The organism is Pseudomonas sp. D4-21, assembly GCF_051132125.1.
Classification (GTDB): domain Bacteria; phylum Pseudomonadota; class Gammaproteobacteria; order Pseudomonadales; family Pseudomonadaceae; genus Aquipseudomonas.
This window is the reverse complement of record NZ_CP071664.1, coordinates 2,211,493-2,234,376: the sequence shown is the minus strand read 5'-3', so window position 1 is coordinate 2,234,376 and position 22,884 is coordinate 2,211,493. Positions and strand designations below refer to the sequence as shown.

Sequence of the window (22,884 nt, the reverse complement as noted above, 5' to 3'; positions counted from 1 at the left end):
CCGAACGGGCTGTACGGTGGAGAGAACAATGGCGACAAATATCCAGGACTTGCTGTCCTTCGTGGCGGTGGTGAACGCGGGCGGGTTTCGTGAAGGCGCGCGGATCAGCGGCAAATCCGCCTCCAGCCTCAGCGATGCCGTGCGACGCATCGAAAGCCGGCTCGGCGTGCGCCTGCTCAACCGCACCACCCGTAGCGTGGTGCCGACCGAGGCCGGCGCGCGCCTGATGGAACGCATCGTGCCGGCCTTGGGCGAGGTGGAATCCGCGCTGGACGTGGTCAACGATTTTCGTGATCGTCCCTCGGGCACCCTCAGGCTGAACGTACCGGTCAGCGCCGCCCGGCTGGTGCTGCCTGCGATCATCGCGCCGTTCCTCAAAAGCTACCCTGACATCCGCCTCGAAGTGGTCACCGAGGAAAGTTTCGTCGACATGCTCGCGGCCGGGTGTGACGCCGGCATTCGCTACGACGAACGCCTTGAGCAGGACATGATCGCCATTCCCATCGGCCCACGCTTGCAGCGCTTCGCCACCGCCGCCTCACCGGCATACCTCGACGCCCGTGGCCGACCCGAGCACCCGCGGGACCTGCTGCGGCACGCCTGCCTGGCCGGCAAGTTTCCCAGCGGGGCCCTACCGCTCTGGGAGTACGAACGGGACGGGGAAACCATCAGCGTCGAGCCGAACGGCCCGTTGATCGTGCGCATCGGCGGCGCCATGGACCTGGCGGTGCAGGCGGCGGTGGATGGGATGGGCATCGTTCATTTGTTCGAGGACTGGCTGCGGCCACACCTGGACAGCGGCCTGCTCGAACCGGTACTCGAACCCTGGTGGCAGCATTTCACCGGGCCGTTCCTCTACTACCCCGGCCGCCGCTACCTACCCTCGCCGCTGCGGGCGTTCGTGGACTTTGTCAATCAGAACCGCGACTAATCCGCTTTGGGAACGAGCCTGCTCGCGATGGCCGCAGTACATCCAACATCTCCACAAGCTGAACCACCGCTATCGCGAGCAGGGCTCGCTCCCACAATAGGTCCTGCGGTGTGGCCAAATTCAACAAACAACACTGCCCCCCTGTGGGAGCGAGCCTGCTCGCGATGGCGGCGGCACATCCAACATCTCTGCAAGCTGAACCACCGCTATCGCGAGCAGGGCTCGCTACCACAAAAAGCCCTGCGCCGTGCCCGCATCCAATAAACAACACTGCCCCCCTGTGGGAGCGAGCCTGCTCGCGATGGCGGTGGCACATCCAACATCTCTGCAAGCTGAACCACCGCTATCGCGAGCAGGGCTCGCTCCCACAATAGGTCCTGCGGTGTGGCCAAATTCAACAAACAACACTGCCCCCTGTGGGAGCGAGCTTGAACTGGCCTAATGATTTTGGACACTTCAATCGGGCGCTATGATAGCGCCCAAATCTGAGGTGTTTGGATATGCGTAAATCTTATTCGAGTGAGTTCAAGCTCAAGGCTGCCAGCATGGTGCTGGATGAAGGCCAGCCGGTTACCGAGGTCTGTGCCAGCCTAGATATCGGCCCCACTGCTCTGCGCCGCTGGGTCGATCAAGTGCAAAAAGAACGCCTGGGTTCGACCCCGGTAGGGGCCAAGGCGATTACTGCTGATCAGCGAGAAATCCAGAGGCTCAAAGCCCTACTCAGGGAGAAAGACCTGGACATTGAAATCCTAAAAAAGGCCAGTGCTCTCCTGCTTTTGGACGCCAAAGATCATTCACGCTGATCGATGAGCTGGACGAGCAATACGGCGTTAAAAGGTGTTGCCGGGCGTTTGGGATCAACCGCAGTAGTTTCTACGCCTGGCGCCAGCGCCAAGGCAGAGCAAATCCTGAACGGGACAAGCTCAAAGCCGCGCTGGTCAGGCACCACAGGGCGTCCAGAGAGTCGGCCGGCGCACGTACTTTGTCCAAGGAGCTAAAAGCCAAAGGGCATCGTATCGGACGTTATATGGCTCGCAGTTTGATGCGCGAAGCTGGCATCGCTAGTCGTCAGCGCAGGCGCCATAAGTACAAGTCGCCGGGCGTTGAGGCATTGGTGGCGCCGCACGTGCTCAAGCGAAAATTTGATGTAACGGCGGTTAACCAGGTGTGGTGTGGCGACGTGACTTACATCAAGGTCGGCAAGCGGTGGATGTACTTCGCCGCCGTTCTGGATCTGTACGCTCGGAGGATCGTGGGTTGGTCGTTCTCGATGATTTCTGATGCCAACCTGACCTGCGAAGCGCTACGCATGGCGGTTGAGCTACGCGGCCACCCCCAGGATGTGTTGTTTCATTCAGACCAAGGTTGTCAGTACACCAGTCATAAATTCCGAAACGAGCTTGTGAAACACGGGTTTAGGCAAAGTATGAGCCGTAAAGGCGAGTGCTGGGACAACGCCCCCATGGAGCGTTTCTTTGGTAGTTTGAAATCAGAGTGGGTTCCTGAAACGGGCTACAAACTGGAACATGAGGCCCGGGCAGACGTGCAGCGCTATGTCTCGCGCTACAACATCAGCAGGCCTCACAGCTACAACGACTACCGGTCGCCGGTCGCGAAGGAAAGGTTGGCGGCGTGAACCTTAATCGGTGTCCAAGATTACTTGACCAGTTCAGCTTGCTCGCGATGGCGGTGGCACATCCAACATCTCTGCAAGCTGAACCACCGCTATCGCGAGCAGGGCTCGCTCCCACAATAGGTCCTGCGGTGTGGCCAAATTCAACAAACAACACTGCCCCCTGTGGGAGCGAGCTTGCTCGCGATGGCGGCGGCACATCCAACATCTCTGCAAGCTGAACCACCGCTATCGCGAGCAGGGCTCGCTCCCACAATAGGTTCTGCGGTGTGGCCAAATTCAACAAACAACACTGCCCCCCTGTGGGAGCGAGCTTGCTCGCGATGGCGGCCGCACATCCAACATCTCTGCAAGCTGAACCACCGCTATCGCGAGCAGGGCTCGCTCCCACAAAAAGCCCTGCGGTGTGGCCAAATTCAACAAACAACACTACCCCCCTGTGGGAGCGAGCCTGCTCGCGATGGCGGTGGCACATCCAACATCTCTGCAAGCTGAACCACCGCTATCGCGAGCAAGCTCGCTCCCACAATAGGTCCTGCGGTGTGGCTAAATTCAACAAGCAACACTGCCCTGCGGTGGCACATTTGAGGCGCTAGCGCTTGCCCAACTCCATCCCCTGGGCCTGCCACAGCGTTTGGAACGGCCCTGCGCGTTGGCGCAGTTCATCGGGCGCGCCGTCCTGGACGATTCTTCCGGCCTGCAGCACCAGGATCCGATCGAACCTTGCTACCGTCGACAACCGATGGGCCACTGCCAGTACGGTGCGGCCGCGCATCAGGTCGTCCAGGGCCATTTGCACCTTGGCTTCCGATTCCGTGTCCAGGGCCGAGGTGGCTTCATCGAGGATCAGGATCGGCGCGTTTTTCAGGAACGCCCGCGCCAACCCCAGGCGCTGGCGCTGACCGCCCGACAGCATCACGCCGCGCTCACCCACCAGGGTATTGAACCCGTCCGGCAGGCCACGGATGAACTCTTCGCAATAGGCATGGCGGGCCGCGTCGATCACCTGTTTCTCGGTGGCATCGGGCTGACCATAGGCGATGTTCTCGTAGATGGTGCGATTGAACAGCGCCGGTTCCTGGGGCACCACGGCGATCTGTCTGCGCAGGCTGTCCTGGCTGACCGAGCGCACGTCCCGGTCATCGATCAGGATCACCCCGCTGCGCACATCGTCAAGGCGCTGGACCAGACTGACCAGCGTCGACTTGCCCGCCCCCGAAGGGCCGACAATGCCGACTTTCTGTCCGGCGGGAATATCGAGGAACAGGTGCTTGATCGCACCCCGACCGTCGGCGTAGCTGTAGCTGACGTCGATAAAGCGAATGTTGCCGCGCCCCGGCGCCAGTTCTGCCGGGGTGTCGCTGAGGGCGTGCGGCTGGACGATGATGCGCAGGGTCTCGGCGATCACGCCCATTTGCTGCGAAGTATCCACCAAAGCCAGGGCCAGGTCCCGCGAGCCGTGCAGGATGCGAAACGACAATGCACTGACCATCACCACATCGCCCGGGGTGATCTGCCCGTCCTGCCACAACAGGATCGACCAGCCGAGCATGCCGCCGGCCATGATCGACAGGCAGATGTCATGCAGGACTCGGGCTTTTTCAAGGTAGATCCAACTGCGGCGTTGAGCCTTGGCCTCGACACCTATCGCTTGCTCCAGTCGACGCCGTTCCCGATGCCGGGCGGAGAAAGCCTTGATCGTCCAGACGTTGGAAACCTGGTCCACCAGCTCGCCGCCGACGCGCGCGGCCTGGGACGCGAAGTCGATGTGGCGACTGCGGCCTCGCAGGCCCATCACTGTGATCAAGGTTGCCACCACGACCACGGCGCCAATCAACGCGATGCCCATGGAAAGTCGCACGGTGAACAACACCACCACGGCCCCGATGAAATCGACGCAAGGCGGGATGATTTTCCAGGCCAGCCCACCGTAGATGGACCCAGCCGCGGCGCCCGCCGAGGAAATCCGATTGGCCAGGGCCCCGGCAAAATGCTGGGAGAAATAGCGCATCGGATGGCCCGTCAGGTGATTGAACAGGTCGATGCGCAGGTCCGCGCAACTGGCGACCACCGTCCGACAACCCAGGTAGCCACCGGAGCGCCAGAACACGTTTTCAATCACGATCAAGGCAATGAACACCGTGAACGGCAGCCACACATGCCCGGCGGCCTCCCTGCCCTGGGCCATCGCGTCCACCAACAGCTTCATACCGAACTGCACCGCCACGGCGCAGCTCGCGGCGCCGATAATCAGCAAAAACAAGGTCGCGAAATGCCACGGCCTGAGGGTGACGTAGCGCCAGAGAAAAGCGATCGCCGTATTGGGCAACGGCAGCCCATGGGGTTGCTGGCTGTTCATGGCACTTGTGCCGTCGCCACGGGTGAGGCGAAGCGCGCCTGCAACGCGGTGATCGCCACCAGCAGTGGATGGAAGGACGCACGGCTTCCCTCATTGTCGGCATAACCGAACACACCGGTGGGACAGTAGCGGTCATCGTCCCAGCCCGGGTAATCGAGAAACGGATACCAACACATTCCCTCCATCGGAATTTTCCGCTCGATGGCCAGCGCCAGTTGCTCGCCGATGTAGTTCAACCATGGAACACGGGCGGTGTCTTCGGCACCGGTTTCCGACAGTAGCATCGGCCTGCGGTAGCGCTGGTGGACCTCGCTGAGCATGCCCACCAATGGGCGATATTCGGGGCTGCCCGGCTCGATCCGATTGCCATGGAGGAACCACTGGTTATGGGGATAGAAGTTCACCCCGACGATATCCAGGTACTCCTCTCGTCCGCCCAGCCCCGGCCAGCTTCTGCCGGTCAGCAGGTCCCAGGCCTCGAACTGGGATTGTCGATACGCCTCGGCGGCCTCGATGTCCTCGGCTCGCCGAGTCGAGGACAGTACGTTGATCAGTGGATCGCACTGGACGAACCGCGCACCGGGCGTGACCTCTCGAATCGCTTCGATGGCCGCGATGCTTGCGCGCACCAACTGATGCTTGAGTTCAGTACCCCGACGCTGCGCGCCTGGGTTGAAATAACCGACGTCGCCGCCGGCCCAGCTCCAGAAAGAAATCTCGTTGATCGGCGAGTAGAACGGGACCTCGATCCCCTCCTCGCGCATCAACCGCGCCACGGCGGCGCAGAAGCGGGCAAACCGCTCCACGAAAGCGGGGCGCCAGATGTCCAGGTCGTCGGGATAGCCGTAATGACACAAGTCCCATACCACTTGCACATCGCAACGCCGGGCGGCGCGCAGCATCGGCAGGAAGCTGCTCCAGTCGTAACGGCCCGGTTGCTGCTCGATCAGATGCCAGCGCAGGCCATCCCTGGCGCAACGGATGCCCAACCTGGCGAGCTGGCGATAATCCTCGCCTGCCCAGCGGTCGTGGCGAGTCGCCGCGAGCATGTCCAATCGGCGCCCATCGGCGCGGCGCTGGGTGGAGCACTCGTAGCCGGCCATCATGAAACTGCTGAAGATCCTGTCCTGCACGTTGCGGTCTCCTGTACGCAAAGGCGGAGCCAGGCATCAACCTGGCTCGACCTCGTGGGCCTTCGCCTGAACACCCTCTTGCTCGGCGATACGCTGGTACAACGCGAGCGCCTGCCCTACCACCTGATCCATGTTGTAGTACTTGTAGGTGCCCAGCCGCCCGAGAAAAGTCACCCCCGGCGTTTCATCGGCCAACGCCTTGTACCGCTTGTACAACTCGGCATTCTCCGGACGCGGAACCGGGTAGTACGGGTCACCGTCGGAGCAGGGAAATTCGTAGGTCACGCTGGTGCGCGGGTGTTGCTGGCCGGTGAGGTGCTTGTACTCGGTGATACGCGTGTAGGGCACGGCCTCGTCCGGGTAATTGACCACCGCCACCGGCTGAAACTGCTCCTGATCCATGGTTTCGTGCTGGAAACGCAACGAGCGGTACGGCAGCCGACCGAAGCAGTGGTCGAAGTACTCATCGATGGGCCCGCAATAGACCAGTTCGCGATGTGGAATGCGCTGGCGCACAGCCTTGAAATCGGTGGACAGCAGCACATCGATGTTCGGATGGTCGAGCATGCGCTCGAACATTCGCGTGTAGCCGTGCAAGGGCATCATCTGGAACTGGTCGGTGAAATACCGATCGTCCGTGTTGGTGCGTGTCGGCACTCGCGAGGTCACCGATTTGTCCAGCTGCGAAGGGTCCAGGCCCCATTGTTTGCGGGTGTAGCCGCGAAAGAATTTCTCGTACAACTCCTGACCGATCTGGTTGATGACCACGTCCTCGGAGGTACGGATCGTCTCGACCGGCTCCGCCCGCTGCGCCAGGAACGCCTCGGCCTGGGCTTCATCCATGGACAAGCCGAACAGCGTGTTGAGGGTGGTCAGGTTAATCGGAATCGGCACCTGGTGGCCGTCGACCTGGGCCAGGACCCGATGTTCATAGGGCCGCCATTCGGTGAACCGCGACAGGTAATCGATAATGCGCTGGGCGTTGGTGTGGAAGATATGCGGGCCGTAGCGATGGACCAGCACCCCCGCCTCATCCAGATGGTCGTAGGCGTTGCCGCCAATGTGATCGCGACGATCGATCAGCAGGACGCGCTTGCCCAACCCATCGGCCAGTCGCTCGGCCAGTACGCTGCCGGCAAAACCGGCGCCGACGATCAGGTAGTCGTACGGCGTGGCATCGAGTGAGTTGTCCAGGGTCTCGAGGGTTATCGTTGGCATTCGATCTGCTCCTTCATCATTGCGCACGTCTTGTCCCAGGACATGCCGTCCAGGGCTTTATCGGCGTACTGCGCAATCACGCCTGGCTGGGTGCGCAGGTCCAGCGCGGCCTGGATCGCCTCGATGAATGCCTGGGGTGAATCAGCAATGGCAACGACGCCACTGCCGCCGTAGCCTTTGACGACATCACGGATCGGCGTGGATACCACCGGGCAACCGCCCGCCAGGTATTCGGGCGTCTTGGTGGGGCTGATGAAGCGCGTGGATTCGTTCAGGGCGAACGGCATCAACGCTACGTCCCAACCCGCCAGGTAAGCGGGCAACTCCTCATATTGCTTGGCGCCCAGATAATGAATATTAGGCGAGCGCGGCAATGTAGCCGGATCGATCTTGACCACTGGCCCGATCAGCACGATCTGCCACTCGGGGCGTTGGGTAGCCAGTTCCCTCACCAGGTCGATATCGAAACGCTCGTCGATGACCCCGAAGAACCCCAGCCGCGGATGAGCAATCGCGGCCTGGTCCGCCGGGTCCGGAATCGGCTGTCGGGCCGCGGCAAAGTGCGCTACATCAACGCTGCTGGGCATGGCGTGGACGTTGTCATGGTGCTGGCGTTTGGCCTCCCACAGGCTGTAGCCGCCGGTGAACACCACGTTGGCCTTTGCCATCAACCGCCGCTCCATTTCCACCAGCGCGGGCGGGGCGAACTTGAAGGCCGAGAGCTCGTCCATGCAATCGAAAATCACCACGTTAGCCTCCAGGTGATCGGTGAAGACCTGGCTCATGGGCGTGAGGTACCAGAGCATCAGCTCACTCGGCCAGTGTTGCGCCAGCCAGGCGTCCAGCAGCTCGCGCTGGGCATCGATCACCTGAGCTTCATCCAGCCCTTCCGGAAGCCTGGGCACCAGCACCGTCACGCCCTCGGCCACCCCATAGTGTTCCAGGTGCGCGGTCTGCCGCCCTTCGAAAATCGGCTCCTCGAAGAACAGAACGTCGTAGTCCCTGGCCAATCGCGACATCACGTGCTGGGGCCGTTGGTAGACGAAACCCCAGCGCAAATGTGACAGGCACAACAGCGTGGGTCGCAGGCTCGTGGTGGAAGCGGCGCTCTGCTTGGGGTGAAGTTGTTCTTGTTGATTCATGTGACGTTCCTTTTCTAGAGATCGATGCTGGGCCCACCGGAATCTGGCGCTGGCCGCCTGGCAAACAAGACCTGAAGACTCCCCTCGCGCTTGGCCTTGTGGACGTTGGAGAAAACCGGTTCCAAAGCCGTTCCAAAACTTGTTGAAGCCAGCCGACAAACTGCACGCACCGATCAGTCAACTGCTCTGAACTCCTGACGCACACCACCACACTCAACAGAACAGGCTGATGTCTCCCACGCGCACCACTGCCGAAGCGAGACCGCCGATCAACGCCGAGTGTCTCGCCCATGAGACATCAGGACAGGGACAACCGAGAGGGATTGAGTGATGATTCTGGTAACAGGTGGTGCGGGCTACATAGGTGCCCATGTGGCGGTCGAGTTGATGAACCAGGGCAACGGGGTGCTGATCCTGGACAATCTCTGCAACAGCTCCCGGGGGACACTGCAGCGCATTGCGGACGTGACGGGACGCGAGCCCGGTTTTGTCTATGCCGACGTGCGCAACCGACGGGCGCTGGATAACGTGTTCAAGGAATACCCCATCGAAGCCGTCGTTCACTGCGCCGGGCTCAAGGCCGTGGGCGAAAGCGTGCGCGAGCCGCTGCGATATTTCGATACCAACGTCAGTGGCAGCGTGACGCTGTGCCAGGCCATGGCCGAAGCCGGGGTGTTCAACCTGGTGTTCAGTTCATCGGCGACGGTCTATGGCGATTGCCCACAGATGCCCATCGCCGAGACCTGCCCAACGGGACAGCCGACCAACCCTTATGGCCAGTCGAAGCTGATGGCCGAGCATGTCATGCGTTGCACCGCGAATTCGGACTCTCGTTGGTCCATCGGCCTGCTGCGCTATTTCAATCCCATCGGCGCCCATTGCTCCGGCCTACTGGGAGAGACGCCGACGCAGACGCCCAACAACCTTTTGCCGTACCTGTTGCAGGTAGCCAACGGTGAGCGGGAGGTGCTGCGGATATTCGGTTCCGACTACCCGACGCCGGACGGCACGGGGATCAGGGATTATGTCCATGTGGTAGACCTGGCCGAGGGACATCTGCGGGCGCTGGAGTTTCTGCGTGGGCAGACCGGTGTACACATCTGGAACCTGGGCACTGGGCGTGGTTATTCGGTGCTGGAGGTGGTCAGCGCGTTCGAGCGCGTGACCGGTGAGACGGTGCCGCTGGCCTTTGAGGCGCGTCGCCCGGGCGATATCGCCCGGTGCTGGGCCGACCCTGGCAAGGCCGCCGAACAACTGGGCTGGAGCGCCCGTCATGGGCTTGAGCGGATGCTGGAGGATGCCTGGCGCTGGCAGTGCCTGAACTTCCCTCGGGCCGAGCGCAAGGAGGTGGTCTGGCCGAGTGTTGAACAGGGATGAATCCAAATGGGGAGATCCAATGTGGGAGCGAGCCTGCTCCGTGCGGCGATCCGACGATGGCGGGGTTTCAGTGAAGGTATATGCTGGATGTACCGGCCTCATCGCGAGCAGGCTCGCTCCCACAGGGGGCAGTGTTGACGTCGGTTGCGCTGCTGCTGAAGGACGAGTGTGGGAGCGAGCCTGCTCGCGACGAGGCCCTCGCATTCAGCCACCAGGCAACCGCATCCCCTTCACATTCAAACAATCGCGCTGGTTCCTCGAAAGCATCTCCACGGTCTGCTGATACGCCTGATCGGCCGCATCTTTGAGCAGTTGCCAGTCCTCCAGGCTGATAAATTGATGCAACACCAATTCATCGGCGCGCCGAATCAGCGTGTCGCGATAATCCTCGGGAAAGTCCAGGCGATACGCGTCGTCTTCGAGCAAAAGCCGCCAGGCTTTCAATTCCATCTCAAGGTCGGTTTCACTCACGGGCGGTTGTCCTTTTGAAGTTCGAACCAGCGGCCCACCCCGGGTCAACCAGGGTGGAGCCAGTTACAAGCAAGCTCAGCTCACTTGCGCAAGCAGGTCTTGCTTGATGAAGTTGCGCACCGTGGCCAAGTGCGTTTCCTCCTGTTCCAGCGCATGGCCGAAGCGCTTGGCGATCAGCGGATGACCACCCTTGTGCGCCAGCTCGATCAGCAGTTCCCAAGCCGCGTTGTCTTCCAGTTCGATGGTCAGGATCGCGCTCATCGATTGCGAGACGGTTGTGCGTGGGTCAGTCAATACTTGCAGCACGCCCATGGCCTTGACGCCCGCCACGTCCGCGCAAGGCGTCATGGCCGTCGGGTCGCCGCCGAGGGTTTCGATGGCTTCGCGCACAATGTTCATGTGCTCCAGTTCCTCGGCCTGGATCTGACGCAAGGTTTCCACCAATGCTGGGTCGGCACCGGGCGCGGACGTGGCCTTGGCGACCATCGCCTCATACAGCCTCACGCCGGTGCGCTCGAAGGCCAGGCGTTCGCCGAGCTTGTCCAGCAACACTTCCGGCGCCTTGCCGATGGTCTTGTCCAACGCGGTCTTGACCATGCCTTTGACCGAGCCTGGCGCCGGCACCGAGCCTATCAGGTCGGCCTCGCGAATGGCGCGCTCGCGTTCGGCGGTGTAGTCGCTGATGTCGCCGGGCACGTCCGCCGGGAACAGTCGGGTGGCTTCCAGTTGGCGAGCCGTGTCCTCGGGAGACATCTGGGTGCCGGTACGATTCATGCCGATGGTGACTTGGCGTTCGCTCATTGCTGTTCTCCCACTGGGTTGAGTTCGGAGCCGGGCTTGAAGGTGTAGCCGGCCGAGGCGATGTTGGCGGGCACGCCTTCGCTGTTGAGCTGGGCGCGGTAGTCGAGGGACGCATGCCCTTCGCGCTCCTTGGGCACGTAGTCGATGCCATGGGCGCGCAGGTCGACTTCCCGGGACAACGTCTCGCGGACAAAATCGCGCTGGCTCTTGAAGGCAATCATGCGTGGCAGCGGACCGGCCAGGATTTCGGCGGGATCGCGCCGTTCGTGCTTCTTGAACAACTCGCAGGCCAGGTTCAAGTGGCCCAGTTCGTAGTCGAGGAAGCGTTCCCACATCGCTTTGATGCGCGGGTTTTCTTCCTGCTCGGCGCAACTGGCGTAGGTGTAGACCTCCATCGCCTCATGCACCAGCCACTTCTCCATGAAGGATTCGCTGGGGTCCTGCAGCGAGCCGTACTGGGTGACGTGCTGTTCCTCCACCGAGGCAATCTCGGCGTACAACGCCCGTGCCACCGGGTCAGCGAACAGCGGGCCGATGTTCATGTAGTAATCGTGGGTCTGGTATTCCGCGCCGGTAATCAGCGCGGCATGGATTTTGGTGATCAGTGCGGCGCTGTCCTTCTGATAGTTGTCTCGAAGGTCATCGCCGGGGGCGCGGTGGTGCTCGCTGGTGGGCCGGCCGGGCACGATGTCCGTGTAGCCTTGCAGGATGTTATTGGCGTCCTTGCCTTCCAGGCGATCAAGCATCGCGGCGTAACGGTAGAGGTGGTCGAAATCTTCCAGCAAACCGAAGCGGTATGTCTGCGCCTGGTAAGGATCCGGCTCGTTCTGGGCCACCGCGGCGGTGACTTCGATGGCGACCTGTTCGTAGGCCACGGTAGTTTCCAGGGGGGAATGATCCGCCGACAGCAACCAGTTGATGGCCGTCATCTGATGGTGTTCGGCACGCCTGACCTGAGCCAGGGGCAGTTGCAGCTCCTTGTGGAAACGCGCACCGAAATGCTTGAGGCGCAGGGCGTCGGACTCGACGCCGTTCATCAATATCACCCGCACACGGGTGAACGCATCGTCGTCCAGTTTGCTGATCGGTTTGCCGGCCAGCTCACGCCAGGTAAAGGTCTGCTTGTCGAGGGGCGTCCCTTTGTTATCCAGCAGATTATCGATTTTGGTCATGGGTCGATCTCCTTCATCAGAGGCCACGCGAAGCACCGTCGAAGCAACGGCGCTGGGGCACAAAACGAACGACCCTGGAGAAATGCGCAGCTCTCCACGCAGACGATGAGCGGTCGCATAAGTGGATGAAATGCCGCTTGATTTTCCGCTCATCAGGTCGCGACAAGGATTTTCGAACCAAGGGCTGGCGCGCCGGCTCGGAGGTACATAACACCGCCGCAGCCCACCGCAAACGAAGCGGTCCGAGGGCTTTCACGGCGGGGGGTGTCGTACAAATCTGCCTGGAGTTTTCGCGATGTGTGAATGTTTCGTTCAGCCTGTTTCTTCCAAGGATTCCCTGGCGTTCTTTGCCCAGCGCGAGCCCTTCGGCGCCAACCAATCAAGCTTGTCCGCCGACAGCCTTCACGCCGCGGTGGCTCCCGCGCTTCATGACCGACAAAGCGTGATCAAGCCGAACATGCAGGTCAGCGCCATCCGCAACCGTGGCGGGCGCCTGGAAAGCATCAAGGTGCGCTGGGGGTGGTCGCCCGTCTGGTCGATGGGCACGATGCCGCCCTTGACCCACCTGCCCTTGCACCTGGTGATGCGCTCCAAAGTGTTTGACCGGATCAAGCGCGACGGCCGCGTCCTGGTAGCGGTGGACGGCTGGTATGAAGCCGCCTCGGACACCATCGCGCCCGCCCAGGCCAACCGCCTGAGCTATACGACTTCGCGGCAGTCGTCGCCCATCTTTCTCGCCGCCCTGGCCCAGGCCAGTGAAACGCCCAACGGTTGCGACGGGCTGGCCTTGGTGACTTATGGCGACATAGCCAATCAACAGCAGCGACTGCTGGCCTTCACTGGCGAAAACGCCCTCCAGTGGTTGCGCCCTGACCTGGATTGGGAACAGGCACGACACATGGCCGCACACGTGGCCGTCGACGAACCGCAACTGGAGCACGTGCTGACCGCCAAGCGGATGGTCCAGGGTCGCCGGTGACCGTTATCCGACCCAGTTGCGGAAATCGCTGACAGCTCGATAATCGGCGCTAAACTGGCGGGCCAGTCGCTTTGAAGTGACTGGCCTTTTTTCTTTTACGAGCAAGAGACTTCCATGGCGAACCCAGACATCACGTTCACTCCCGACCCGGACACGGACTCCATCTCTTCGGACGTCGCCGGCTTCGGCGGCCTGCTGGTTTCCACGCAAATCCCCACCCGCGCCGACGGCAGCCTGGAACTGGGCGATATCACGGCGCAGAGCGAATGCACGTTGCAGGCACTCAAGACCGCGTTGGAACGCGCCGGCAGTTCCATGGACCGCGTGTTGCACCTGACCATCTACCTCACCGACATGGCCGACCGCGCGGCCTTCAACGAAGTCTACAAACGCTTTTTTGCTAAGCCCTGGCCCGTGCGCGCGGCTGTCGGCGTGGCGGCGTTGGCGGTTGAAGGGATGCGGGTGGAAGTGACGGCGATGGCGGCGAAGGGCTGAGCGGCAGACCTCAAACAAGCGAGGTGCTTTTGTGGCGGGTTCTGTGTTAACCCATCTTTTCAGCCTACAGAGGGCTGTGTTTATTCGGTTGTAGGATCCTTCGGGTTCGGGCTACGTCGCCTTGCGCCCTTACCTACAACTACGCCAGAATCCGCCGGCTTGTGCGCCTTGGGGCCGGGCTTTACTGTTGCTCGGTCGCTGAACATCAGCGATCGGGTTTGGTAGCCCGGCTTCTACATGACGCACAGCTTCACTTTTGAGGTGCCCTTGCGCATCTGTATCAATGGTGGCCATGCGTAGGGCGTCTTCGGGCGCGCCGGTGTTCATGTGGACCGGTCTACCAACCTTCGTATGGCCGCCACCCTTCGTTTGGTAGCGAGGGCGAAAGCTTCTCTAAATTCCACATGAGAACTTCACTATGTTCAAAGTAACCCCCAACCCTCCCGACACCGATCCAGCCGACTCGAAAGACTTAGACGAAGCCGCCGACCGCGCCCTCGACTTCTACCTCAAGCCCAAGTCCAGCCAATCGAAAACTGACCCAGGCCGGCTGTTCACCGTGAATGAAGGCATCGACACCGAAGCCCTGCTCGCCAACCTCAGCGAAACCCTCGCCTCGGCCGATGCCATGATCAACGACCTGGCGTTCGACCTGGACGGCTCGCGACGACACGTTGCCCTGGGCATCCTGCAGTTGATCGAACTGGGCGCGATGCTCGCCAACCGCGCGCTGGAAAACGTCGAAGCGCGATAGCCCCCTCCCCCGAAACCCTGTGGGAGCGAGCCCGCTCGCGATGGCGGTGGCACAGTCAGCATTACTTCCAACTGACCCACCGCCATCGCGAGCAAGCTGAACTGGCCTAATGATTTTGGACACTTCAATCGGGCGCTATGATAGCGCCCAAATCTGAGGTGTTTGGATATGCGTAAATCTTATTCGAGTGAGTTCAAGCTCAAGGCTGCCAGCATGGTGCTGGATGAAGGCCAGCCGGTTACCGAGGTCTGTGCCAGCCTAGATATCGGCCCCACTGCTCTGCGCCGCTGGGTCGATCAAGTGCAAAAAGAACGCCTGGGTTCGACCCCGGTAGGGGCCAAGGCGATTACTGCTGATCAGCGAGAAATCCAGAGGCTCAAAGCCCTACTCAGGGAGAAAGACCTGGACATTGAAATCCTAAAAAAGGCCAGTGCTCTCCTGCTTTTGGACGCCAAAGATCATTCACGCTGATCGATGAGCTGGACGAGCAATACGGCGTTAAAAGGTGTTGCCGGGCGTTTGGGATCAACCGCAGTAGTTTCTACGCCTGGCGCCAGCGCCAAGGCAGAGCAAATCCTGAACGGGACAAGCTCAAAGCCGCGCTGGTCAGGCACCACAGGGCGTCCAGAGAGTCGGCCGGCGCACGTACTTTGTCCAAGGAGCTAAAAGCCAAAGGGCATCGTATCGGACGTTATATGGCTCGCAGTTTGATGCGCGAAGCTGGCATCGCTAGTCGTCAGCGCAGGCGCCATAAGTACAAGTCGCCGGGCGTTGAGGCATTGGTGGCGCCGCACGTGCTCAAGCGAAAATTTGATGTAACGGCGGTTAACCAGGTGTGGTGTGGCGACGTGACTTACATCAAGGTCGGCAAGCGGTGGATGTACTTCGCCGCCGTTCTGGATCTGTACGCTCGGAGGATCGTGGGTTGGTCGTTCTCGATGATTTCTGATGCCAACCTGACCTGCGAAGCGCTACGCATGGCGGTTGAGCTACGCGGCCACCCCCAGGATGTGTTGTTTCATTCAGACCAAGGTTGTCAGTACACCAGTCATAAATTCCGAAACGAGCTTGTGAAACACGGGTTTAGGCAAAGTATGAGCCGTAAAGGCGAGTGCTGGGACAACGCCCCCATGGAGCGTTTCTTTGGTAGTTTGAAATCAGAGTGGGTTCCTGAAACGGGCTACAAACTGGAACATGAGGCCCGGGCAGACGTGCAGCGCTATGTCTCGCGCTACAACATCAGCAGGCCTCACAGCTACAACGACTACCGGTCGCCGGTCGCGAAGGAAAGGTTGGCGGCGTGAACCTTAATCGGTGTCCAAGATTACTTGACCAGTTCAAGCTCGCTCCCACAATGGGTAGGCGGGGCCAACAGGTTCCAATCCCGTCCCCCGATCCCCGCCTATACTTCTCTGCCAATCCCCCCGGGGCCTGCGCTTCCAACAATAAAAAGCAGAGGTGGAACATGGTCTGGCAACAAGTCTACGATCCCTTCGGTAATGCGGTGCTGTCGACGTTCCTGGCGGCGGTCCCGGTGGTGGTGATGCTGGCGTCCCTGGCGTTCTTTCACGTCAAGGCACACCTGGCGGCGCTGTATGCCCTGGCCTCGGCGTTGCTCATCGCGATTTTCGCCTTCGGCATGCCCGCCGACATGGCCGGTTCAGCGGCGCTTTATGGCGCGGCCAACGGGCTGCTGCCCATCGGCTGGATCGTGCTCAACATTATCTTCCTGCACCGACTGACCACCGAGAACGGTTCGTTCAAGGTCCTGCAGGATTCCCTGGCGCGCATCACCGATGACCGCCGCTTGCAGTTGCTGTTGATCGCCTTTTGTTTCGGCGCGTTTTTCGAAGGCGCGGCGGGTTTTGGCACGCCGGTGGCGGTAACCGGGGCGATCCTGATCGGGCTGGGCTTTTCGCCGCTGGCCGCTTCGGGCCTGGCATTGATCGCCAACACCGCTCCCGTGGCCTTCGGCGCGCTGGGCACCCCAATCATTACACTGGCCAAGGTCACCGGCCTGGATGAGATGGAGCTGTCGATGATGGTCGGCCGGCAGCTGCCGTTCTTCTCGGTGATCGTACCGTTCTGGCTGATCTGGGCGTTCGCCGGCTGGCGCAAGATGCTTGAAGTATGGCCCGCAATCCTGGTGGCCGGTGTCAGCTTCGCTATCCCGCAGTTTCTGGTGTCGAACTACCACGGGCCGATGCTGGTGGACGTGATTGCCGCGCTGATATCCATGGCCTGCCTGGCCGGTTTTCTCAAAATCTGGAAACCGGCCACGATTCACACCTCGGCGGCGCTGACCGGCCGGCACGACGACTCGAAGATTGACGCCAGCGAACAACAAACACCAGTGGCCAGCGCCGCGTTTTCCAATGACGCTCGACCCGCCGTGCTGCGCGCCTGGATGCCGTGGATCATCCTCACGGTGTTCGTATTCGCCTGGGGCACCCAGGGCTTCAAGAACATTTTCGACACCCGCCCGGCCATCGACCCGCAGACGCAATCGGCCAGGCTCGACCCCCAAGGCAAGCCGATGCGCGAGGCGAATCCGATCTTCTCGCCGCTGTTGACCTTCGGCACCATCCACCAACAGATCGAAAAAGTCCCGCCCGTAGTGCCCCAGCCTAAAACCGAGGAAGCGGTCTACAAGTTCAACTGGTTCACCGCCACCGGCAGTGGCATCTTCCTGGCGGCAATCGTGGGAGGCTTGCTGATGGGTTATTCCATCCCGCAACTGGTGCGCCAATACCTGCGAACGCTCTGGGTGGTGCGCTATTCGCTGATCACCATCGTGGCGATGCTGGCGTTGGGTTTCCTCACGCGTTATTCGGGCCTGGACGCCACCATGGGCCTGGCGTTCGCCGCGACGGGCATCTTCTATCCGATGTTCGGCACCCTACTGGGCTGGCTTGGCGTGGCGCTGACCGGTTCGGACACCGCTTCCAACGTGCTGTTCGGCGGTCTGCAGCGGGTCACGGCGGAACAGCTGGGGATCAGCCCGGTGCTGATGGCTGCCGCGAACAGTTCAGGCGGGGTGATGGGCAAGATGGTCGACGCCCAGTCGATCGTGGTCGCTTCCACCGCGACACGGTGGTACGGCCACGAAGGAGAAATCCTGCGCTACGTGTTTTTCCACTCGGTGGTACTGGCGATTCTGGTGGGCGGGTTGGTGACATTGCAGGCGTATGTGGCGCCGTTCAGTCACATGGTGGTGGGAGGACGCTGAAAGAGGAGGCATGATCGGGGGCTATTGTGGCGAGGGGATTCATCCCCTCGCCACAGGTAAGCTCGCCTACCTTTAACGCTTGGGTTTACTGAACGTTCTTCAGCTTGACCACATCACCGGAAACCGAAGTGGTGTAACCGGTCAGGACCCAGGCCCAGAACCAGTTTTCCTGGACTTGGGTGTTGATCATGGCGTCGCCGCCCTTGGCCTGGATCGCTGCGTTCTGGGCGCGCACGAAACGGTTGTTCTGGCGAATCGGGATTACGCCGAACAGCAGCAGGCCGGTGGCCTTGGCTTCACTGTGACCGACGACGGTGTATTGGCTGCTGTCGTATTGCTGGGTCTTCATCGGGGTGCCGGTGCAACCCGCCAGGACCAGGCCGAACAGTGCGCAGGCGACAACTTTGCTGAGGTGGTTCATTTGACGCTCCATGGGAAAACGCCCGGGATCCATCTCTCGGGCGGCGCGTACTCTACCCGATCAGCAACAAAATGACACAGGATAACCTGCCCGGTTTTTCGGCCTGAGGGGCTTATCACAGAGCCATCCGTCAGGTACGCCTCCAGCGAAACACGCCCTCGTCGATAACATCAAGACTACGCCACGGAAGGCTGTTTTTTGTCTTGACGGCCGCCAGATAGCGGCCGGTCCCGTTGGAGGGTTTCATCATGATTGACGTGACGGTCTGGAGCGTCACCCTGCCGGTGCAAACGCCCGCGCAGGTCGTGGCGACCAAAGCCATGCCGAGTTTGAAAAACAAGTATTTCGACAATAACGGCCAGAGGATTGTCTTCTGGGCCCCCGTCACCGGCTCTCATACCGGTAACAGCGATTACCCGCGCTCAGAACTGCGGGAAACCAGCCGGGACGGGAAACACCGCAACTGGCGCTACAACAGTGGCGTCAACACCCTCAAGGGTGAATTGACGGTCAACCAGGTGCCTTCGGAAGGCCGTGTAGTGGTGGCGCAGATTCACGCCAAGAATGCGCCGACGCCGTTGTTGAAACTGGTTTACCGCTATGCAAAGGGCACCGGCAACATTGACGTGGAATACCGGGTCAAGCCCAAGGACAAGAAAAGCCCGGTGATCTACACCGTGCCCAAGGTTCCGTTGAACAAGTCCTTCTCCTATACGCTGCAGATGGACAAGCAAGGCCAGCTCTCGGTGCTGATCGGCAACAGTGGCAAAAAGGTGAAGCTCGACAAGTCCTGGTACGGCTACGACTTCTATTTCAAGGCCGGCGTCTACACGCTGGACAACAAGGGTTACTCCAACGAAGGCGGGAAAGTGACGTACACCAAGCTGAGCGTCAGTCACAAGTGACTGACGTTCTGCCCTTGCTCATGCCTCGGACGGTGCCACGACCCCTTGCCGACCACTGAAGGTCAGCAGGAAACACACGAATACCACCAGCGCAAAACCGGCCGGGAACAGCCAGATGCTTTTCCAATCGTGCCCGCCTGCCACGACAAAGTGATCGGTCACCTGCCCCGCCACCCAGAAACCGATCAACATCCCCACGCCATAGGTCGCCAGGGTTATCAAGCCCTGGGCCGAGCTGCGCAGGTGTTTGGGCGCCTTGGCGTCGGTGTAGATCTGCCCCGAGACAAAGAAGAAGTCGTAGCAGATGCCGTGCAGGGCGATGCCGATGAATAGCATGAATGCCAGCTCACCGTTATCGCCATAGGCAAACAACACGTAGCGCAACGCCCACGCCAGCATGCCCACCAGCAACGCCAACTTGATGCCGAAGCGCTGGATGAACAGCGGCAACAGCAACATGAACAGCACCTCGGAGACTTGCCCGATGGCCATTTTCGCCGTCGGGTTGGTCATCCCGGTTTCGGCCAGGAACGGGTTGGCGTTCTGGTAATAAAACGCCAAGGGAATGCAGATCAGGATCGAGGCGATGAAGAACACCAGGTAGCTGCGATCCTTGAGCAGGCCCAACGCATCGAGCCCCAGGGACTGCTTGATGCCGCTGGTGCTCGCCTGCTCCTTGAGCGGTGCCGTGGCGGGCAGCGTGAAGCTGTAGAGCCCGAGGACCAGCGAAGCGACCGCGGCCATCAGGAAAGTATTGCGCAGGCCGCCCGCTGAGATCGACTCGCGTGAATCCCAGGCGAACGCATAGCTGATCACCACGCAGGCGAGGATCCAACCGAGGGTGCCCCAGACTCGAATCCGCGAGAATTCCAGCGCGGGGTCGCGCATCTGCCGGAAGGCCACGGAATTGACCAGGGCCAACGTCGGCATGTAGATCACCATATAAGCCAGCACGAACGGGTAGAACGCGCTGAAATCCTCCGCCGAATACAACCGGTACAACAAGACCGCGCCCACCAGGTGCAACACCGCCAGGATGCGCTCGGCGTTGAAGTAGCGATCGGCGATCAGGCCGATCACGAACGGCGCGATGATCGCGCCCCAGGACTGGGTGGCGAAGGCCCTGCCGACCTGCTCGCCGCTGGCGCCCAGGGTGTTGGACAGGAACGTGCCGAGGGTGACGAACCAGCCACCCCAGATAAAGAATTGCAGGAACATCATCGTACTGAGGCGTGCGTACATCGTCGTCATGACCGTCACCGTCTTGTTGTTGTTTTTGTTGAAACAAAGTCGTGCGCTGCTGTTGCCGCCTGCTTTTTGTGGCCTGCTTTTGTGCCTGCTTTTGTGGCGAGGGAGCTTGCTCCCGCTCGGCCGGTCCAATGCTTCGGGCGCAGCAGTCGTAAAACCAGGCAACGCGGTCTGCCTGGAACATTGTATTTGGGGCGGCTTCGCCACCCAGCGGGAGCAAGCTCCCTCGCCACAAGGCTTCTGCGATCAGCCGTTACCCAGACAACCCCAACAACCGCCGATTGGATGCCTCATCCGCCGTGACCCCGGCAAAATCATCGAACGCCTTGGCCGTCCTGGTGATCATGTGCCGCTGGATAAACGCCGCGCCTTCGGCCGCCCCCTGTTGCGAATCCTTCAGGCAGCATTCCCATTCCAGAACCGCCCAGCCGTCGAAGCCGTATTGGGTCAGCTTGCTGAAAATCGCCTTGAAGTCGATCTGCCCATCGCCCAGGGAACGGAACCGGCCGGGGCGGTCCACCCAGCCCTGGTAGCCGCCATAGACACCGGAGCGGGCGTCAGGGCGGAATTCGGCGTCCTTGACGTGGAACATCCGGATGCGCCCGTGGTAGCGGTCGATAAAGCCCAGGTAGTCCATCTGTTGCAGCAGCAGGTGGCTGGGGTCGTAGAGAATGGCGGCCCGTGGGTGATGATCGACGGCTTGCAGGAAGCGCTCGAACGAGGCGCCGTCATGCAGGTCTTCGCCAGGGTGGATCTCGTAGCACAGGTCCACGCCGGCCGCGTCGAAGCAGTCGAGGATCGGCAGCCAGCGCCGGGCCAGTTCGGCGAAACCTTGCTCGACCAGTCCTGTGGGCCGCTGCGGCCACGGGTATATGTAGGGCCACAACAAAGCTCCGGAAAACGTCGCGTGGGCCTTGAGGCCCAGGCGCTGGCTGGCGCGAGCCGCCAGTTTCAATTGCTCGATGGCCCACTCGGTGCGCGCCTGGGGCTGGCCGCGCAGGTGGGCCGGGGCGAAGTCATCGAACAGCGCGTCGAATGCCGGATGCACCGCCACCAGTTGCCCTTGCAGGTGCGTCGACAACTCGCTGATCTCGACGCCGGCCGCCGCGCAGGTGGTCGTGAGTTCATCGCAATAATCCTGGCTCTCGGCGGCCCGGGCCAGGTCGATGTAACGCGTGCCCAGGGTCGGCAATTGGATGGCCTTGTAGCCTTGCGAGGCGGCCCACCGGGCGATGTCCGCCAGGGTATCGAACGGCGCTTCATCGGACATGAACTGCGCCAGGAAGATCGCCGGCCCGCGCAGGCCGCCTGGTGTTTGGTCGTGTGTATTCACAGCTGCGACTCTCCGGTTTCCAGCGCGGTCCACTTTGTGTCGCCCCGGTGATTGATGAGGGCCGCCTCGATAAACGCCATGCCGCGCAAACCGGTCTCGATGCCGGGTACGCCAGGAACGTCCGGGCCTTCCACCCGCGCCCGAATGGCCCGGGCAAAATCGCCGTACAGATTGGCCATCGCCTCCAGATAACCCTCCGGATGCCCCGCCGGCAGACGCATGCGCTGAGTCGCCGCCTCGCACAGCCAAGGCTGGCCGACACCCCCGCGCAGAATGCGCAGCGGTTGGTCGAAGGCGCGGTGGATCAGGCTCGACGGCTCTTCCTGGCGCCATTGCAGCGCGCCCTTGTCGCCATAGACGCGGATCTTCAGCGGGTTTTCTTCGCCGGTGCAGACCTGGCTGGCCAGCAACACGCCGGTGGCGCCGTCCTTCATCTTGAAGAGCATTGCTGCGTCATCGTCCAACTGCCGCCCCGGAACATGGGTGCCCAGGGTGGCGCAGAGTTGCTGGATGGGTTGGTCCGCGACGAACTCCGCCAGGGAAAAAGCATGGGTGCCAATGTCGCCGATGCAACCGCCCAACCCGGACTGGGCCGGATCATCGCGCCACTCGGCCTGCTTGTTGCCTTGGGCGGCGACGTCCTGGCTGAGCCAGCCTTGGGGGTACTCGACGAATACTTTGCGCACCTTGCCGATCAGGCCTGAGCGAACCATTTCACGGGCCTGCCAGACCATCGGATAACCCAGGTAGGTGTGGGCCAGGCCGTAGAGGCAACGACTGCCTTGCAACACGTCCTTGAGGGCCAATAACTGCTTGAGGTTCAGCGCGGCGGGTTTCTCGCTGAACACGTGGAAACCGGCTTTCAACGCCTGGCTGGCAATCGGTGCATGGAGGTGATTGGGCGTGACGATCACCAGCAATTCCATGCGTTGGTCCAGCGGCAGCAACGCTTCAGCGTCGAGCATCTGCTGCCAGTCGTGGTAACAACGGGACGCGGCGAGCCCCAGGGCCGCACCGGTCTGTCGATTGTTGTGAGGGTCGCGGCTGAACGCGCCGCACACCAGCTCGAAACCGCCGTCCAGGCCCGCCGCCTGGCGATGGGCCTGGCCGATGAACGCACCCTCCCCACCGCCAACGAAGCCCATTCTTATTTTGGGTGCTACAGGATTCATCGCGACTCTCTTCTGTCCGGATCGTTGATGTAACCGGTTACATCATGACGGGAATCTAGGCTCGGTTTTGCCCCGTGTCAAACCCCTTGCATCGCCGATGAGCGTTTGTCA

General features: G+C 61.3%; 21 protein-coding genes. 10 read left to right on the top strand and 11 right to left on the bottom strand.

Annotated features, from left to right (window positions below):
* Positions 1–28 precede the first annotated feature (28 nt).
* On the top strand, positions 29–931 hold the full coding sequence (locus tag J3Q04_RS10160; RefSeq protein WP_434606485.1) for a LysR family transcriptional regulator: 903 nt from the start codon (positions 29–31) through the stop codon (positions 929–931).
* Positions 932–1,431: 500 nt separating this feature from the next.
* Positions 1,432–2,567, top strand: a protein-coding gene (locus tag J3Q04_RS10155; RefSeq protein WP_434627779.1) for an IS3 family transposase whose coding sequence is annotated in 2 segments (ribosomal slippage) — positions 1,432–1,681 and positions 1,681–2,567 — 1,137 coding nt in all. Because the reading frame shifts where the segments join, the coding sequence is not laid out codon by codon here.
* A gap of 589 nt (positions 2,568–3,156) precedes the next feature.
* Here the strand turns inward: J3Q04_RS10155 and J3Q04_RS10150 are convergent.
* From J3Q04_RS10150 to J3Q04_RS10135, 4 genes are all read right to left on the bottom strand, one after another.
* Complete coding sequence (locus tag J3Q04_RS10150) at positions 3,157–4,923, bottom strand: ABC transporter ATP-binding protein (RefSeq protein ID WP_434606487.1); 1,767 nt, start codon at positions 4,921–4,923, stop codon at positions 3,157–3,159.
* Complete coding sequence (locus tag J3Q04_RS10145) at positions 4,920–6,029, bottom strand: beta-glucosidase (RefSeq protein ID WP_420765929.1); 1,110 nt, start codon at positions 6,027–6,029, stop codon at positions 4,920–4,922. Before J3Q04_RS10145 ends, J3Q04_RS10150 begins: the two co-directional genes overlap by 4 nt.
* Positions 6,030–6,092: 63 nt before the next feature.
* On the bottom strand, positions 6,093–7,274 hold the full coding sequence (glf, locus tag J3Q04_RS10140) for a UDP-galactopyranose mutase (RefSeq protein ID WP_434559535.1): 1,182 nt from the start codon (positions 7,272–7,274) through the stop codon (positions 6,093–6,095).
* Positions 7,262–8,416 carry a glycosyltransferase family 1 protein gene (locus J3Q04_RS10135; protein WP_434606490.1) on the bottom strand — a complete coding sequence of 385 codons (1,155 nt, stop codon included), beginning with the start codon at positions 8,414–8,416 and terminating at the stop codon, positions 7,262–7,264. Before J3Q04_RS10135 ends, glf begins: the two co-directional genes overlap by 13 nt.
* 330 nt (positions 8,417–8,746) lie before the next feature.
* Between J3Q04_RS10135 and galE the strand changes: the two genes are divergently transcribed.
* The gene (gene galE, locus J3Q04_RS10130) at positions 8,747–9,793 is read left to right on the top strand and encodes a UDP-glucose 4-epimerase GalE (protein WP_420765915.1); all 1,047 of its coding nucleotides are present in this window, start codon (positions 8,747–8,749) and stop codon (positions 9,791–9,793) included.
* Between the two features lie 204 nt (positions 9,794–9,997).
* On the opposite strand, the gene J3Q04_RS10125 is transcribed toward galE, so the two are convergent.
* The 3 genes from J3Q04_RS10125 to J3Q04_RS10115 all read right to left on the bottom strand — a co-directional run bounded on the left by J3Q04_RS10125 (position 9,998) and on the right by J3Q04_RS10115 (position 12,237).
* Entirely contained in the window at positions 9,998–10,264 is a 267-nt protein-coding gene (locus J3Q04_RS10125) for a hypothetical protein (RefSeq protein ID WP_420765914.1), read from the bottom strand.
* Between the two features lie 75 nt (positions 10,265–10,339).
* Positions 10,340–11,065 carry a ferritin-like domain-containing protein gene (locus J3Q04_RS10120; protein ID WP_420765913.1) on the bottom strand — a complete coding sequence of 242 codons (726 nt, stop codon included), beginning with the start codon at positions 11,063–11,065 and terminating at the stop codon, positions 10,340–10,342.
* Entirely contained in the window at positions 11,062–12,237 is a 1,176-nt protein-coding gene (locus J3Q04_RS10115) for a hypothetical protein (protein WP_420765912.1), read from the bottom strand. Before J3Q04_RS10115 ends, J3Q04_RS10120 begins: the two co-directional genes overlap by 4 nt.
* Before the next feature lie 295 nt (positions 12,238–12,532).
* Here J3Q04_RS10115 and J3Q04_RS10110 point away from each other — a divergent pair, with 295 nt between their 5' ends.
* From J3Q04_RS10110 to J3Q04_RS10085, 6 genes are all read left to right on the top strand, one after another.
* Positions 12,533–13,216, top strand: coding sequence for an SOS response-associated peptidase family protein (locus J3Q04_RS10110; RefSeq protein WP_434606493.1), 684 nt, complete (start codon positions 12,533–12,535; stop codon positions 13,214–13,216).
* A 114-nt stretch (positions 13,217–13,330) separates the two neighbouring features.
* Positions 13,331–13,711, top strand: coding sequence for a RidA family protein (locus tag J3Q04_RS10105; RefSeq protein WP_420765910.1), 381 nt, complete (start codon positions 13,331–13,333; stop codon positions 13,709–13,711).
* A 418-nt stretch (positions 13,712–14,129) separates the two neighbouring features.
* Positions 14,130–14,465, top strand: a complete 336-nt coding sequence (locus J3Q04_RS10100; protein WP_434559545.1) for a DUF6124 family protein — start codon at positions 14,130–14,132, stop codon at positions 14,463–14,465.
* A 168-nt stretch (positions 14,466–14,633) separates the two neighbouring features.
* Positions 14,634–14,936, top strand: coding sequence for a transposase (locus tag J3Q04_RS10095; RefSeq protein ID WP_014717988.1), 303 nt, complete (start codon positions 14,634–14,636; stop codon positions 14,934–14,936).
* Positions 14,933–15,769: an IS3 family transposase gene (locus tag J3Q04_RS10090; RefSeq protein ID WP_434611567.1), complete on the top strand. Its 837-nt coding sequence runs from the start codon at positions 14,933–14,935 to the stop codon at positions 15,767–15,769. The genes J3Q04_RS10095 and J3Q04_RS10090 overlap by 4 nt, the downstream gene beginning before the upstream one ends.
* Before the next feature lie 161 nt (positions 15,770–15,930).
* Entirely contained in the window at positions 15,931–17,694 is a 1,764-nt protein-coding gene (locus tag J3Q04_RS10085) for an L-lactate permease (RefSeq protein ID WP_434559547.1), read from the top strand.
* Between the two features lie 85 nt (positions 17,695–17,779).
* Here the strand turns inward: J3Q04_RS10085 and J3Q04_RS10080 are convergent, their stop codons facing one another.
* Entirely contained in the window at positions 17,780–18,115 is a 336-nt protein-coding gene (locus J3Q04_RS10080; RefSeq protein WP_420765907.1) for a hypothetical protein, read from the bottom strand.
* A gap of 248 nt (positions 18,116–18,363) precedes the next feature.
* On the opposite strand from J3Q04_RS10080, the gene J3Q04_RS10075 reads away from it, so the two are divergent.
* On the top strand, positions 18,364–19,020 hold the full coding sequence (locus J3Q04_RS10075; RefSeq protein ID WP_420765906.1) for a polysaccharide lyase family 7 protein: 657 nt from the start codon (positions 18,364–18,366) through the stop codon (positions 19,018–19,020).
* A gap of 18 nt (positions 19,021–19,038) precedes the next feature.
* On the opposite strand, the gene J3Q04_RS10070 is transcribed toward J3Q04_RS10075, so the two are convergent.
* The 3 genes from J3Q04_RS10070 to J3Q04_RS10060 form a co-directional block, all read right to left on the bottom strand.
* Positions 19,039–20,271, bottom strand: a complete 1,233-nt coding sequence (locus J3Q04_RS10070; RefSeq protein ID WP_434606498.1) for a nucleoside permease — start codon at positions 20,269–20,271, stop codon at positions 19,039–19,041.
* 250 nt (positions 20,272–20,521) lie between these two features.
* Complete coding sequence (locus tag J3Q04_RS10065) at positions 20,522–21,601, bottom strand: sugar phosphate isomerase/epimerase family protein (RefSeq protein WP_434606501.1); 1,080 nt, start codon at positions 21,599–21,601, stop codon at positions 20,522–20,524.
* The gene (locus J3Q04_RS10060; RefSeq protein ID WP_434606504.1) at positions 21,598–22,773 is read right to left on the bottom strand and encodes a Gfo/Idh/MocA family protein; all 1,176 of its coding nucleotides are present in this window, start codon (positions 22,771–22,773) and stop codon (positions 21,598–21,600) included. The genes J3Q04_RS10065 and J3Q04_RS10060 overlap by 4 nt, the downstream gene beginning before the upstream one ends.
* Between the last annotated feature and the right edge of the window lie 111 nt (positions 22,774–22,884).